This window comes from Limnohabitans sp., assembly GCF_044361645.1.
GTDB lineage: Bacteria > Pseudomonadota > Gammaproteobacteria > Burkholderiales > Burkholderiaceae_C > Limnohabitans_A.
The window spans coordinates 32,720-46,409 of the sequence record NZ_JBIKIL010000011.1; the positions used below are offsets into that span (position 1 = coordinate 32,720).

General features: G+C 61.5%; 15 protein-coding genes. 8 read left to right on the forward strand and 7 right to left on the reverse strand.

From position 1 onward, the window contains the following. Positions 1 to 9: 9 nt before the first annotated feature. Complete coding sequence (locus ACIQ39_RS03270; protein WP_396433183.1) at positions 10 to 801, reverse strand: sulfite exporter TauE/SafE family protein; 792 nt, start codon at positions 799 to 801, stop codon at positions 10 to 12. A 136-nt stretch (positions 802 to 937) separates the two neighbouring features. Continuing rightward, the gene (locus ACIQ39_RS03275; protein WP_396433184.1) at positions 938 to 1,825 is read right to left on the reverse strand and encodes a DMT family transporter; all 888 of its coding nucleotides are present in this window, start codon (positions 1,823 to 1,825) and stop codon (positions 938 to 940) included. A 165-nt stretch (positions 1,826 to 1,990) separates the two neighbouring features. On the opposite strand from ACIQ39_RS03275, the gene ACIQ39_RS03280 reads away from it, so the two are divergent. Next, positions 1,991 to 3,193, forward strand: coding sequence for an ABC transporter substrate-binding protein (locus ACIQ39_RS03280; protein ID WP_396433185.1), 1,203 nt, complete (start codon positions 1,991 to 1,993; stop codon positions 3,191 to 3,193). Positions 3,194 to 3,215: 22 nt separating this feature from the next. Here the strand turns inward: ACIQ39_RS03280 and ACIQ39_RS03285 are convergent, their stop codons facing one another. From ACIQ39_RS03285 to ACIQ39_RS03295, 3 genes are all read right to left on the reverse strand, one after another. Then, positions 3,216 to 4,820 (reverse strand): FMN-binding glutamate synthase family protein, encoded by a 1,605-nt coding sequence (locus tag ACIQ39_RS03285; protein WP_396433186.1) that lies wholly within the window; start codon positions 4,818 to 4,820, stop codon positions 3,216 to 3,218. Between the two features lie 211 nt (positions 4,821 to 5,031). Then, the gene (mnmC, locus tag ACIQ39_RS03290) at positions 5,032 to 6,201 is read right to left on the reverse strand and encodes an FAD-dependent 5-carboxymethylaminomethyl-2-thiouridine(34) oxidoreductase MnmC (protein WP_396433187.1); all 1,170 of its coding nucleotides are present in this window, start codon (positions 6,199 to 6,201) and stop codon (positions 5,032 to 5,034) included. A 174-nt stretch (positions 6,202 to 6,375) separates the two neighbouring features. Then, positions 6,376 to 6,651, reverse strand: a complete 276-nt coding sequence (locus ACIQ39_RS03295; protein ID WP_396433188.1) for an oxidative damage protection protein — start codon at positions 6,649 to 6,651, stop codon at positions 6,376 to 6,378. Between the two features lie 214 nt (positions 6,652 to 6,865). Between ACIQ39_RS03295 and ACIQ39_RS03300 the strand changes: the two genes are divergently transcribed. Both ACIQ39_RS03300 and ACIQ39_RS03305 read left to right on the forward strand, forming a co-directional pair. Further along, positions 6,866 to 7,642: a ferredoxin--NADP reductase gene (locus ACIQ39_RS03300; protein WP_396433189.1), complete on the forward strand. Its 777-nt coding sequence runs from the start codon at positions 6,866 to 6,868 to the stop codon at positions 7,640 to 7,642. An 83-nt stretch (positions 7,643 to 7,725) separates the two neighbouring features. Continuing rightward, positions 7,726 to 8,229: a disulfide bond formation protein B gene (locus ACIQ39_RS03305; RefSeq protein ID WP_396433190.1), complete on the forward strand. Its 504-nt coding sequence runs from the start codon at positions 7,726 to 7,728 to the stop codon at positions 8,227 to 8,229. On the opposite strand, the gene ACIQ39_RS03310 is transcribed toward ACIQ39_RS03305, so the two are convergent. Then, positions 8,217 to 8,690 (reverse strand): Lrp/AsnC family transcriptional regulator, encoded by a 474-nt coding sequence (locus tag ACIQ39_RS03310; protein ID WP_396433191.1) that lies wholly within the window; start codon positions 8,688 to 8,690, stop codon positions 8,217 to 8,219. The two genes, ACIQ39_RS03305 and ACIQ39_RS03310, sit on opposite strands and share 13 nt — an antisense overlap. Positions 8,691 to 8,804: 114 nt before the next feature. On the opposite strand from ACIQ39_RS03310, the gene ACIQ39_RS03315 reads away from it, so the two are divergent. The 4 genes from ACIQ39_RS03315 to ACIQ39_RS03330 all read left to right on the forward strand — a co-directional run bounded on the left by ACIQ39_RS03315 (position 8,805) and on the right by ACIQ39_RS03330 (position 12,063). Next, positions 8,805 to 9,494 carry an aspartate/glutamate racemase family protein gene (locus tag ACIQ39_RS03315; RefSeq protein ID WP_396433192.1) on the forward strand — a complete coding sequence of 230 codons (690 nt, stop codon included), beginning with the start codon at positions 8,805 to 8,807 and terminating at the stop codon, positions 9,492 to 9,494. Between the two features lie 13 nt (positions 9,495 to 9,507). Continuing rightward, positions 9,508 to 10,368 carry a class II glutamine amidotransferase gene (locus ACIQ39_RS03320; protein WP_396433193.1) on the forward strand — a complete coding sequence of 287 codons (861 nt, stop codon included), beginning with the start codon at positions 9,508 to 9,510 and terminating at the stop codon, positions 10,366 to 10,368. 337 nt (positions 10,369 to 10,705) lie between these two features. Then, positions 10,706 to 11,758: a Rieske 2Fe-2S domain-containing protein gene (locus ACIQ39_RS03325; protein WP_396433194.1), complete on the forward strand. Its 1,053-nt coding sequence runs from the start codon at positions 10,706 to 10,708 to the stop codon at positions 11,756 to 11,758. Beyond that, on the forward strand, positions 11,755 to 12,063 hold the full coding sequence (locus ACIQ39_RS03330; protein WP_396433195.1) for a 2Fe-2S iron-sulfur cluster-binding protein: 309 nt from the start codon (positions 11,755 to 11,757) through the stop codon (positions 12,061 to 12,063). Before ACIQ39_RS03325 ends, ACIQ39_RS03330 begins: the two co-directional genes overlap by 4 nt. Positions 12,064 to 12,144: 81 nt before the next feature. Here ACIQ39_RS03330 and ACIQ39_RS03335 read toward each other — a convergent pair whose 3' ends face one another. After that, positions 12,145 to 13,056 carry a LysR substrate-binding domain-containing protein gene (locus tag ACIQ39_RS03335; RefSeq protein ID WP_396433196.1) on the reverse strand — a complete coding sequence of 304 codons (912 nt, stop codon included), beginning with the start codon at positions 13,054 to 13,056 and terminating at the stop codon, positions 12,145 to 12,147. A gap of 278 nt (positions 13,057 to 13,334) precedes the next feature. Here ACIQ39_RS03335 and ACIQ39_RS03340 point away from each other — a divergent pair. Beyond that, the coding region (locus ACIQ39_RS03340) for an amidohydrolase family protein (RefSeq protein WP_396433197.1) at positions 13,335 to 13,690 on the forward strand (356 nt) is incomplete at its 3' end.

Sequence of the window (13,690 nt, forward strand, 5' to 3'; positions counted from 1 at the left end):
ACAAAATTTTCAGATCAAAACCAGCTTGGTGCCCGCCCAGCCCAGCAGCACGGCCAGCAAGGAGCGGATCACGCGGTCCGGCGTGTGGTGGGTCAGGCGTGCGCCCAACCAGATGCCCGGCAAAGAGCCCGCCAGCAACTTGGCCAGCAAGGCCCAATCGACCGAGCCCAGCGAGGCGTGGCCGAGCCCGGCCACCAAGGTCAAGGGCACGGCATAAGCGATGTCGGCAGCAACGATGCGCTGCAGCGGCAGCAAGGGGTAAAGCAGCATCAAGGCCATCACGCCGATGGCCCCTGCGCCCACCGAGGTGAGGGTGACCAGCACCCCGATCAGGGCGCCAAACAAGATGGGCAGGCCAAAGTGGCGCGGCGTGCTGGCCTGGGTTTCGTTGGCCGGGCTCAGCTGGCGCGGCAGTTGTTGGCCGCGCACCGCCTTGTAGAACATGGCCACCGCCGTCAGCAGCAGGGCCACGCCCAAGCTGGTGGTCATCAAGTCTTGCACGGCCTGGTCGGCTGGCCCCTGCCCATGCAAAAAGCCCAAGGTGAGCAAGCAGGCCGGGATGCTGCCCGCACTGAGCAGGCCCACCACACGCCAAGGCACGATGCGCTGGCGCGCAAAACTCAGGGTGCCGCCCATTTTGGTGAAGGCGGCAAACAACAAGTCGGTGCCCACCGCCATGTAGGGTTTGACGCCAAAGAAAAAAATCAGGATGGGCGTCATCAAGGAGCCGCCGCCCACCCCCGTCAGGCCCACGATGGTGCCCACAAAGAATCCTGCGAAAACATATGCCAAATCAACCATGGGGGCGACTCTAAGCTGGCCTTATGCTTTAACAAACGATTTATTTGTTGGGTATATATGCTTTCGGATTATAAGGAATGGCTTGAGAGCCACCGCGGCCGTCCTTTTGTCAAGCGGCCCCCGCGGAGTCCCCAACTCAGCGGCTGAAGTACTTGAAAGTCCGAAATGGATGAAAGCCCGTCAACAAGGCCGAGGCCAACAAGATGAGCAGCACGCCAGGCAGCAAACCGGCGGTGAGTGGTTCGCCTAAAAACACAGCGCCCCAGGTGACGCCAAACAGGGGAATCAAAAAGGCCGAGGACGTGGCCGCGCTGGCCGGAATCTCGCGCATCAGGCGCATGCTGATCCAGTAAGTGAAGCCCGAGGTGACCGCGCCCAGCACCAGCAAGGCCAGCAGCGCGGGCAGGCCCACCGCTTGGCTGGGCGCGGTGAGCGCGGCCCCAGGCATGAGCACCACGGCACTGGTCAGGTGCACCACGGCGGAGGCGGGCAGCGCTTGGTGGGCCAAGGTGGCGCGTTTCATGTAGATGGCACCAAAGCCATAACAGGCCGCAGCCACCACGCAGGCGATGGCCGCCAGCACCACATTCAGCCCCGGATTCACAGGCCCTAAACCCAGCAGCAGCGTCACGCCCAACAGGCCGACCACGCAGCCGATGAGTTTGCTGGGGGTGAAGCGTTCTTGGGCCAGCAAGACCCCGGCCAATACCCCAAACATGGGCGATGTGGCGTTGAGCACCGCCGAATACCCGGCCGGCAAAACCAAGCCGGCCCAGTTGTACAAAACAAAGGGCACCACCAAGGTCAAGACGCCCAAGCCCGTGAGCGAGCGCCAGTGCGCGCGGGCGGGCCAGGCTTGGCGGGTCCAGCCCATGATGGCGCTGAGCACCAGCGCGGCCAGTGCGCAACGCAGGCAGGCCATGGCCACGGGGCCAAAGGCCGGTGCGGCCACACGGATGAGCGGAAACGAGCCCCCCCAAACGGCCGACAAGAGGACAAGTTGGGTGAATTGGCGTCCGTTCATGGCGTGACCATTATCGGTGGCGTTCGCTTGCGACCGGCCCACAGGTCTGCAGGGGCTGTGGTTTTTTACCCCGCCATGATGAAGCTTTTCATGTGTCGCCAAAGAGACAGGTTGGTGGGTGGCTGTTACAGTCGGTTTTTGTCACTTTGAAGCTAGGACCCGACGATGAAACGCCTGATTGCCACCGGTTTGCTGAGCGCAGCATTCACTTTTGCTTTGGCCCAGACCCCGACCCCGATCAAAATTGGCGAAATCAACAGCTATTCGGCCATCCCGCAGTTCACCATCCCTTACAAACAAGGCTGGCAGTTGGCGGTGGAGGAGGTCAATGCCAAAGGCGGCCTGTTGGGCCGCCAGGTTGTGGTGATTGACCGCGACGATGCGGGCAAGCCCGATGAGGCATTGCGCCACGCGATCGAGTTGACCTCCAAAGAAAAGGTGGACATTTTGGCGGGTGGTTTTTTGTCCAACGTGGGTTTGGCACTGGCCGACCATGCCGACAAAAACAAACGCCTGTTCATCGCCAGTGAGCCCTTGACCGACGCCATCGTCTGGGAAAAAGGCAACCGCTACACCTTCCGCCTGCGCGCCAGCACTTACATGCAGGCGGCCATGTTGGTCGAAGAGGCCGCCAAGATGCCTGCCAAGCGCTGGGCCACGATCGCGCCCAACTACGAATACGGCCAAAGCGCGGTGGCCAACTTCAAGGCCTTGTTGCTGGCCAAACGCCCCGATGTGGTGTTTGTGAGTGAGCAGTGGCCAGCCTTGGGCAAGATCGACCCGGGCAGCACGCTGACAGCCACCATGGCGGCCAAACCCGAGGCGATTTTCAATGTGACTTTTGGTGCCGACCTGGCCCGCCTGGTGCGCGAGGGCAACCAGCGCAAGGTGTTCCCCAAAACACCGGTGGTGTCCATGCTCTCGGGTGAGCCCGAGTATTTGGATGTGCTGAAAGACGAGACCCCCAAGGGCTGGACCGTGACCGGCTACCCCTGGGACCAAATCGACACGCCCGAGCACAAAAGCTTTGCCACCGCTTACACCAAGAAGTTCAACGAAAACCCCAAACTGGGCTCGGTGGTGGGTTATGCCACCATGCAATCGATTTTTGCAGGCATCCTCAAAGCGGGCAGCGTGGACAACGAAAAACTGGTCCTGGCCATGCGGGGCCTGAAGTTCAGCACCCCTTTTGGTCCGGCCGAGTACCGCGCCATTGACCAGCAGTCCACCATGGGCGCCTACGTCGGCCAACTCGACCAGCGCGACGGCAAGGGCACCATGGTGCAGTGGCGCTATGCAGATGGCAAAAACCATTTGCCCAGCGACGCTTATGTCAAGGCGCGCCGCCCGGCAGATGCCATGAAGTGAGCGCTCGGCTCCGATGGGCGCTTCAAGCCGAAACCGCCCCCCAATGCTGGGCCTGACTGGCCGCCCAATACTCCGCAAACGGGCTGGGCCAAGGCGTGTGGGCGGTCGCAGCCCCCAAGAGCTGGCCGGGTGTCAGCGTGTCGATGTGCGAGGCCAAGCTGCGGGCCTGCCCATCGGCGTTGCGCAGCATCAGGTGGTGGGCTGTGATGTCACCCGGTTTTTGCAGACCTGCCGCGCCCACCAAGTCGGCCAGCGCGTGCAGGGTGTTGGCATGAAAGTAGTACACCCGTTGGGCTTTGTCGGTGACCACCACGGCACGTTGGCGCACCGGGTCTTGTGTGGCCACGCCGGTGGGGCAGTGGTCGGTGTGGCAGCTGCGCGACTGTATGCAGCCGAGCGAAAACATGAAACCCCGCGCCGAGTTGCACCAGTCGGCCCCCAAGGCCAAGCAGCGCGCGATGTCAAAAGCCGAAATCACCTTGCCCGAAGCCCCGATGCGCACGCGCTCGCGCAGGCCCACCCCCACCAAGCTGTTGTGCACCAGCCTCAAACCATCGCGCAGCGGCATGCCCACATGGTCGGCAAATTCGATGGGCGCGGCACCCGTGCCGCCCTCTGAGCCATCGACCACGATGAAGTCGGGTGTGTGTCCGGTTTCCAGCATGGCTTTGACCACCGAAAACCATTCGGCCGGATGGCCCACGCACAGCTTGATGCCCACCGGCTTGCCGCCCGAGAGTTCGCGCAAGCGGGTGATGAACAGCAGCAGCTCCACCGGGGAGCTGAAGGCCGAATGCTTGGCCGGGGAGACGCAGTCTTGGCCCATGGGCACGCCGCGCGCTTGGGCAATTTCGGGGCTCACCTTGGCCCGGGGCAGGACCCCACCGTGGCCCGGTTTGGCGCCTTGCGAGAGTTTGAGTTCAATCATCTTGACCTGCGGTGATTGGGCTTGTGCGGCAAAGCGCTCAGGGTCAAAGCGGCCGTCGGGTGTGCGGCAACCAAAGTAGCCCGAGCCGATTTGCCAGATCAGATCGCCGCCGGGCTCGCGGTGGTGTGTGGAGATGCTGCCCTCGCCCGTGTCGTGCGCAAAGCCGCCTTGTGCCGCGCCTTTGTTCAGGGCCTTGATGGCGTTGGGAGACAAGGCCCCAAAGCTCATGCCCGATATGTTGAGCAGCGACAAGTCATAGGGCTGTTGGCACTGCTGCGCACCCACCGTGGTGCGAAAGTTGGCCGGGTCCAGTTGGGTGGGCTGCATCGAGTGGGTGATCCACTCGGTTTGTGGGGCGTACATGTCCATGATGCTGCCAAAGCCGCGCTTGTCGTTTTGCACCTTGGAGCGGGCATAAACCATGGCGCGTTGGTTGCGTGAAAAGGGCAGCTTTTCTTCGTCGTCTTCTAAAAAATACTGGCGCAATTCAGGTCGGATGTACTCCAGCCCATAACGGATGCGACCCGTCAGCGGGTAATTTCGCCGCACGGCTTGTTTGGTCTGTGCAAAGTCCTTCCAACCCAACACAAACAACACCCCAAAAAAAGCGCTACCCCAGGCAGAAAAAGGCCACACCACCAAGGCGGCTGGAACCGTGGCCAGCCAAGGCATGTAGCGCGACAAAGAGGAACGGGCCATGTGAACTCCTGTCAAAGTGCCCGCTCAAGAGTGCTGCGCGGACCTGTTTAAAAAGACAAAGCCAGAGCATATTGATTGATTTTGATTATTTTGTAAATAGTACTAGTAATGGCAAAAATCTTTGTTTAAAGCATTTAAAACATTAAATTCGTTTAAATCTATCGTTGGCCCGCCAGCAGGCACCGGAGTTTGTCGCAGCAAACTGCATGGTTCAGGCGGGCGCAAAACGCTCTGCGCTCAAGTGCCGGGTCAAATCCGGCGGCAAGGGCAGGGGCTCTTGGTTCAGCCAAGCGGCGGTGAGTTCGCCGCACAGCACCGACAAGCTGATGCCGCGAGCGCCCATGCCCGTGCTCAGGCACAGGCCGGGCAGTCGCTGGGGCTCGAGCGGGCCCACCGCTGGCAAGCGGTTGGGCAAGGTGCAGCGCAATCCGGCCCAGCCCAACACATGCTCGGGGTCGAAGTGTTTGGCCATGGCTTGCCCCAAAGCGGGCAACAGCGTGGCCAAGCGCTCTTGGTTGGCCGCATGGTCTTGCTCGCGCACAGCGGTTTGGGTGCAATCGCGCTCAAAGGTGGCGCCGATGAACCAAGCCAGTGGCCCCTCGGGCGAGGGCACGCCGCTGATGAAACTGCCGTGGCCATTGACCGGAAATGGCGGCAAGCACTGGCGCTGGGCCGCGCTCAAGTGCGCCATGTGGCCAAAGCTGATTTGCCCGCGCAAGGGTTGAAGAGGCAGTTTCACCTCGGGCAGGGCTTGCAGCAAAGCCAAGCTGTCATAGGCGCTGGCGAGCACCAGCCAAGGGGCCTGGCCCAAGCTGCGGCCTTGGGCGTCGGTGACCGCCCAATGCCCAGCGCGCCGTTCAATGCCGCGCACGGGCTGTCCCCAGCGCACCTCGACGCCGGGCGTTTGCAGTTGGGCGGCCACCAGTTGACGAGGCCGAACCCAGCCCGCTTGCCCGTGCCAAAGCGCGGGCGTGCCAGTGGGCAGACCGGCTGCCTTGATCTGCGCTGCACTGGCCGCTTGGCTGCTGAGGCTGGGGGCAAGGGGGGAGCCGCTTGGCGGCAGGGCGGGCAGGCGGCGTTTGCCAGCGATGTTGTGTTCCAAGACCCCCGTCAAAGCCCAATCGGTGCCGCTTTGCAGCAGCGCTTGGGCGCGTTGCAGCGTGGCCTGCACCCCGGCATGCGTGATGCGAGACAGCACATTGTTGTCGGGTGAAACATGGGGTGCGGCCAGACCCGCAGGCAGACCCGAGGCACCGGCACCCGGTCCATCCGCTTGGTCCAGCACCGTGACGGCCCAGCCCCGCTTTGCCAGGCTGTAGGCCACCGCCGAGCCCGACAAACCCGCACCCACCACCAAGACTTGGCGCAAACCGTCAGCCACGGCTGGGGTTGGCGTTGGCACACACGGCGCTGGGTGCCCGGCTGGCTGTTTCGGCGCTCAGCCACAGCGTGCTGCCCTGCAGGCGCAAGGCGGGTCTTGCACGGCTCAAGGCTGAAAGTGAACGCAAACGCACACGAAAAAGCAAACGCAAATGCAAACGCAAATGCAAAACGTTCAGGTGGCTGCTGGCGGCACGTAGCCTTGGGCGGCGTCGGCACCATCGCCAAAGAAATGATTTTCCATTTGCCGCGCCAGGTACTGGCGGGCGCGCAGGTCGGCCAGGTTCAGGCGGTTCTCGTTGACCAGCATGGTCTGGTGTTTGAGCCAATCGCCCCAGGCCTGCTTGCTCACGCCTTCCCAAATGCGTTTGCCCAAGTCGCCGGGGTAGGGTGGAAAATCAAGTCCCTCTGCTTCTTTGCCGAGTTTGATGCATTGAACGGTGCGTGCCATGGTGTTGTCTTGCCTTGATCTGTCTTAAGAAGCGCTGGTCATACGGATATAGAATTTCTGTATTTCCAGCTGAGTGCGCTTCACACGAGAATGCGGTTTTCATGCGCTTGGCGTGTGGTCTTGCAGGCTGTAAATGTAGCAAGCTTTCAGCAGCCCCCAAGGCCATTGGGTCTCTTTTCTCTCACCCGACACCCCCCTACCGAATCCATACCCCATGAGTGCATTTCTTGAAGAACGCGTGTTGAGCGTCCACCACTGGACCGACCGCCTGTTCAGCTTCACCACCACGCGCGACCAAGCCCTGCGCTTTTCGAACGGCCACTTCACCATGATTGGCCTGCGTGGCGAGAACGGCAAACCGCTGTTGCGCGCCTACTCGATCGCCAGCGCCAACTACGAAGAGCACCTGGAGTTTTTGAGCATCAAGGTGCCCGACGGCCCCTTGACCTCCAAGCTGCAGCACATCCAGGTGGGGGACAGCATCACCGTGGGCCGCAAACCCACGGGCACTTTGCTGATCGACTACCTGTTGCCCGGCAAAAACCTGTACCTCATGGGCACTGGCACCGGATTGGCCCCGTTCATGAGCATCATCCGCGACCCCGAGACCTATGAGCGCTTTGAAAAAGTCATCCTGGTGCACGGCGTGCGCCAAGTCAAGGAGCTGGCCTACCACGACTACATCACGAAAGAGCTGCCCGCTCACGAGTTTTTGGGCGAGATGGTCAGCCAGCAGCTGCTCTACTACCCCACGGTGACCCGCGAGCCCTACAAAAACCAGGGCCGCGTGACCGAGCTCATGGAAAACGGCAAGCTGTTTGCCGACTTGGGCCTGTCCAAGCTCAAGCCTGAAACCGACCGGGTCATGATTTGCGGCAGCCCCGCCATGCTGAAAGACCTCAAGCGCATCTGCGAAGACAGTGGCCTGAAAGAAGGCAACACCAGCACCCCGGGTGCCTTTGTCATCGAGCGGGCGTTTGCCGAGGCCTAAGGCCCGCAAGGCTTTGCGCAACTTTTCACCCACACCTGCGCCAACGCGGGGGCACAATGCCCTCTTGTTTTTGAAGAATCGCCATGAAATTGTCCGCCATTCCCCCCCAACGCTGGATGTTGTTGATCGCCTTGTCGGGCATCGGCATGCTGGTGTTCGGCATGTATTTGCAGCATGTCGTGGGCCTGAACCCCTGCCCCATGTGCATCGTGCAGCGCTACGCGCTGATCGGCGTGGTGCTGCTGGCTTTGATCGGCTGGCGCTTGCGTGGCTGGGCTTTGGCTGCTGCAGGCGTGCTGCTCACGCTGTCGGCCGGTTTTGGTGCTTTCACGGCGGCCCGCCAAAGTTGGCTGCAGTGGTACCCGCCCGAGGTGGTCAACTGCGGGCGCGACTTCTACGGCATGGTCGAAAACTTCCCGCTTAACCGTGCCATTCCCATGATCTTCAAAGGCAGCGGTGATTGCAGCAAGATCGACTGGACCTTTTTAGGCGGCTCGATCGCCAATTGGTCCTTCGTCTGTTTTGTGCTGTTTGGCGTGTTGGGCTTGTGGCTGGCCCTGCAGTCCCGACCCGCTCAGGCCGCATAACTGAGTGGCACCGCTGTGGTGAATTTGAGTTCCTCCATGGCAAAGCTCGAACTCACATCGGACAGCGGCACCTGTTGGATGAGCCGCTTGTACACCTGGTCGTAGGCCGCAATGTCGGGCACCACCACTTTGAGCAGGTAGTCCACATCGCCGCTCATGCGGTGGGCTTCGACGATTTCGGCAATGCCTTGAACAGCGGCGCGAAAATTTTCCAGCCAAGGCATCGCGTGCTCGCGGGTGCGCACCGAGACGAAAACCGTCACGCCCAGGTTCACTTGTTGTCGGTCCACCAAGGCCACCTGGCGGGCCAAGACGCCCAGTTCTTTCAGGCGCTGGACCCGCCGCCAGCAGGGCGTGGCCGTCAGGTGCACGGCGGCGGCCAATTCGTTGATGGGCCAGTCTGCGCGCACTTGCAGCAGCTCAAGCATTTTTCGGTCAATCGCATCCAATTTCTGTTTCATCGCTGGATTGTAGAAAAAAATTCTAAAAAAACCGATGAAGACGGCCTGTTTGGCAATTTAATGCGGGCACAGCTGTGGCAAACTTTTGTTTTTGAAACAACACAGATGCAGTGCATGAAAAAAATCGGTCTGATCGGCGGCATGAGTTGGGAGTCCACCGCACTTTATTACCAGCACATCAACCGCGAGGTGGCGCGGCGGCAAGGCGGTCTGTATTCGGCACCCATGCAGGTGGTGAGCTTGAATTTCCAAGAAATCGCCGACTTGCAAAAACAAGGCGATTGGGACCGCATGACCGAGATCTTGCAAACGGCGGCTCGGCAGTTGACGCGCAGCGGGGCCGAGGCCTTGCTCATCTGTACCAACACCATGCACCGCATCGCGCCCCAAGTGCAAGCGGCCACGCCCGTGCCCTTGCTGCACATTGCCGATGCCACGGCCGACGCGGTGCTGGCTGCAGGTCTGCACCAAGTGGGCTTGCTGGGCACGCGTTTCACCATGGAGCAAGACTTTTTGCGCGCCCATTGGGCCGCCCGTGGCATCGCGTGCTTGGTGCCCGATGAGACGGGCCGTGCCGAGGTGCACCGCATCATCTTTGAGGAACTGTGCCGGGGCCAGGTGCTGGCGAGCTCGCGGCAAAAGTTGATCGAGCAGGTGCAAGCGCTGGCCGCGCGCGGCGCGCAAGGTGTGATTTTGGGTTGCACCGAGTTGACCATGAGCCTGCAGCCTTTGGACGGCGGTTTGCCTGGCTTTGACACCACGGCACTGCATGCCATGGCGGCCGTGGATTTTTGCCTGTCTTGAAGGAGCCGAGGGCATGTGTCAATTGATGGGCATGAGTTGCAACAACCGCGCCACCACCAGCTTTTCATTCACCGGTTTTTCGGCGCGCGGTGGATTGACCGCCGACCACGTGGATGGCTGGGGCATCGCGTTTTTCGATGGCCAAGGCTGCCGCGTTTTTCAAGACGACCAGCCCGCCAGCCAGTCGCCATTGGCCGACTATGTGCGGCAGCACCCGATCAGATCAAATGTGGTGGTAGCGCATGTCCGCAAAGCCACACAAGGGGATGTGCAAGCGGCCAACTGCCACCCCTTTCAGCGCGAGTGGCTGGGCCGCACTTGGGTGTTTGCTCACAACGGCGACCTGCGCGATGTCGAGTGCCCCAGCGGGTGCCAGGACATGCCTGTTGGCAGCACCGACAGCGAGCGGGCGTTTTGCATCCTCATGCACCGATTGCGTCAGCATTTCAAGGCTTGCCAGCAGCCCCCTTCTTGGACCGAGTTGGCCCCTGTCTTGGCGGACATCACCAACGAGTTGGCCGCGCACGGCAACTTGAACATGTTGCTCAGCGATGGCCAAGCTTTGTATGTGCATTGTTCCACCCATTTGCACCAACTGACGCGGCACCACCCCTTTCCCAAAGCGCATCTGGTGGACCGCGACATGAGCTTGGATTTGGGTCCCCTCAACGCCCCGGGCGATGTGATGACTTTGTTGGCCACCGAACCGCTGACCCTGGATGAGCCTTGGCAAGCTTTGGCCACGGGCGAGTTTCGGGTTTATGTGCAGGGCCAAGAGGTTTGGCGTCAACACAACCCGCAGGCGCGGGCTTTTCCGGTGGCTTGGCCCGATCCGAATTTGAAGAAGCCCCCAGTCGGGCTGCTTGTGCCCTGAGCCAAGCTCAGCGGCAAACACCAAGCCCTGATGTGCTTGTTATTCAAGCCAACACCAGCGCAAAGGCCAGGTTTGAGGCGCGCTCTTGTACACAGCCGGGCCGATGGCGGTGGTTTAATGCCTTTTTTGGATGCAGCACGCCATGACCTCATCAGCCCTTCTCGCGCCCTTTTCAGGCACCGATTCAGCGCTTGCAAAAGAAGGTGCCGCACCCACCGTGAAGGCCCAACAGCGCTTGCGAAAGCGGCTGTTGGCGGGGCACTTGCACGCTGGCAGCCGCCTTGCCCGCCACAAGCTGAGCCTGGTCTTGCAACACCCCAGATCGGATCCATGAGCCATGTTCATTCAAAACACCTGGTACGTGGCCTGTGCGTTGAGCGAACTGCAAGCGCTCGGTGAGCGGCCTTTGGGCCGCACCATTTGCAATCAAAAAATGGCTTTTTTCAAAGGCCCAGACGGCCAAGTGGCCGCTGTGGAAGATTTTTGCCCACACCGGGGCGCACCTTTGTCCTTGGGCAAGGTCTGCCAAGGGCGCTTGCAATGCGGTTACCACGGCTTGGAGATGGGCGTGGATGGCAAAACCGTGCACATGCCCGGCCAGCGCGTGCGCGGTTTCCCGGCCATCAAGGCGTATGCCGTGACCCTGCGTTATGGCTTTGTCTGGGTCTGGCCGGGTGACCAGGCCAAGGCCGATGTGGCCCAAATGCCGGTGTTCGCGTTTTTTGACAACCCGGCATGGGCCTACGGCGGCGGGCTGTACCACGTCAAGGCCGATTACCGATTGATGATCGACAACCTGATGGACTTGACGCACGAGACCTATGTGCACGCGGGCAGCATTGGCCAGCCCGAGATCGACGAGACGCCTTGCGAAACCCGGGTGGAGGGCGACCAGGTCATTTTGCAGCGCCACATGCCAGGCATTCAAGCCCCGCCGTTTTGGCAAATGGCCATGAGCGCCAACGGGCTGGACCCGCAGGCCAAGGTCGACCGCTGGCAAATTTGCCGCTTCACGCCACCCACCCACATCATGATCGACGTGGGCGTGGCCCTGGCGGGCAAAGGCGGCTTTGACGCCGCGCCCGAGCACAAGGCCTACAGCGTGGTGGTGGACTTCATCACGCCCGAGACCGAAACCTCGCATTGGTACCACTGGGGCATGGCGCGCCAGTTCAAGCCGCACGATGCCGAGCTGACCGACAAAATCCGCGCAGGCCAAGGCGGCATCTTCAACGAAGACATGCAGCTGCTGCAATTGCAGCAAGCCAACATCAGCCAGTGGCCTGAGCGCAAGCTGCTCATGCTCAACATCGATTCGGGCGGTGTGCAGTCGCGCCGCATCATCGACCGCTTGTTGGCCGAAGAAAACAACACAGGAGTCACCGCATGAGCACCGCAGACCTGAGCCAGACCCCGATCGCCGCCGATGGCACGTTTGAAGTGCAGCTGCAAAAAAGCGGCCAGACCCTGCCAGTGGGCAAAGACCAGTCCATTTTGAAGGTGCTGCAAGACGCGGGCCACGACGCGCCCTTTTCTTGTTCAGAAGGCATTTGTGGCACTTGCTTGACCCAAGTGCTGGCGGGCACGCCCGACCATTGGGACAGCTACCTCACCCCCGCAGAGCAAGCCAAAGGCGATGTCATCATGGTGTGTTGTTCACGCAGCCAAACGGCACGCTTGGTGTTGGACTTGTGAAGCACCTCAAGGCTTTTAGCCCGGTCCTGAGCCCGAACTGATGGGCCAAGGACGCTTGTGCCCTGGGCTGTCGCCCTCGGCTCAGTGGGGGGTGAGCCACTGCACCGCCAATTCGGTCAACAAAGCCAGTGCGGCCTGCTGGGTCAAAGTGCTGGGGCGTTGCGCGCTGATGGCGGTGGTCAACTGGATGTGCAGGGCCGGTTGCTTCAAGGTCCGCACCGCAAACGCCGAAGGCCGCACCGAGCGCATGACCGCGTTGCGCGGCAAGATGGCATAACCCGCGCCATCGGCCACCAAGTCCAGGATGGCGCTCACGCCGTCGATCTCCAGTGCAATGAGAGGGCGGCAGCCGATGGCCGCCATTTCAGACTCGACATGCATGCGGATCGCGTTGGGGCGGGTGGGAATCACCAGCGGCAAATGGGCCACGTCTTTCAAGGCGATGGGCGGCGGTGGCGGGTCTTCTTGCAAACCCGGCGGTCGCGCCTGCACCAACAGCAACTCTTCTTGCACCAAGGCTGTGTGCGCGATGCCTGGCAAGGGGCTGGGGTTGTAGAGCACGGCAATGTCCAAGCGGCCGTTTTGCAGGTTTTCTTGCATGGCGCTCGACAGGCCTTCGCTGATGGACAGCTGGGCCTCGGGCATCTTGGCGCGAAAAGCCCGGGTCAAAGGCACGGTGAGCACCCGCGCCACGCTGGGCGGCAGGCCCAGCGCCACGCGGCCCGACAGACCGCTGCGCACCCGGCCCAGTTCCTCCCGCGCCCGCTCCACTTGGTGCAAGATGCCTCGGCCATGCTCCAACAGCAGCAGCCCGGCTTGGGTGGGCGTGGCACCGCGCCCATTGCGCACCAGCAGGTTTTGCCGCAGCTCGACTTCGAGCAGGCGCACCTGGCGACTCAGCGCCGGTTGGGCGATGTTCAGGGCCTGGGCGGCCCGGGTGAAGCTGCCCATCTCGGCCACGCGCACAAAGTATTCCAGCTGTTTGAGGTCCATGGGCAGGCTGTAGGAGGGCTTTGGGTGCTTATGATTTTGTCATACCTAAGATTGGGTTATGCAAATTTGTTCTAGCTGCTAGATGGCCAAGTGTCTGTGTGAGGGCAGGGCGAGCCTGCACAATCGGGTCTTGGCAGGGGTCATGGCGAGCCAAGCGCGGCAAGCCAGTGCCTGCGCTGTGTCGGCGTCTGGATCGCCACGCTGCGCGCGCGACGACAGGCTTGAGCTCGGGGCCAAAACCGCCGACCTGCAAGACAGCCACCACTCAGGAGCCAAGCATGAGCCAAAGCAATCCCTTGATCATCGACGTGCACGGCCACTACACCACCGCCCCCAAGGCGCTGGAAGTCTGGCGCAACCGCCAGATTGCGGGCATCCAAGACCCGGCCGCCATGCCCAAAGTGTCTGAGCTCAAAATCAGCGACGACGAGTTGCGCGAAAGCATTGAGCTGAACCAATTGGCCAAGATGAAAGAGCGCGGCTCGGACATCACCCTCTTCAGTCCGCGCGCCAGCTTCATGGCGCACCACATTGGCGACTTCAACGTGTCATCCACCTGGGCGGCGATTTGCAACGAGTTGTGCTACCGCGTGGCGCAACTCTTCCCCGATCACTTTGTGCCGGCCGCCATGCT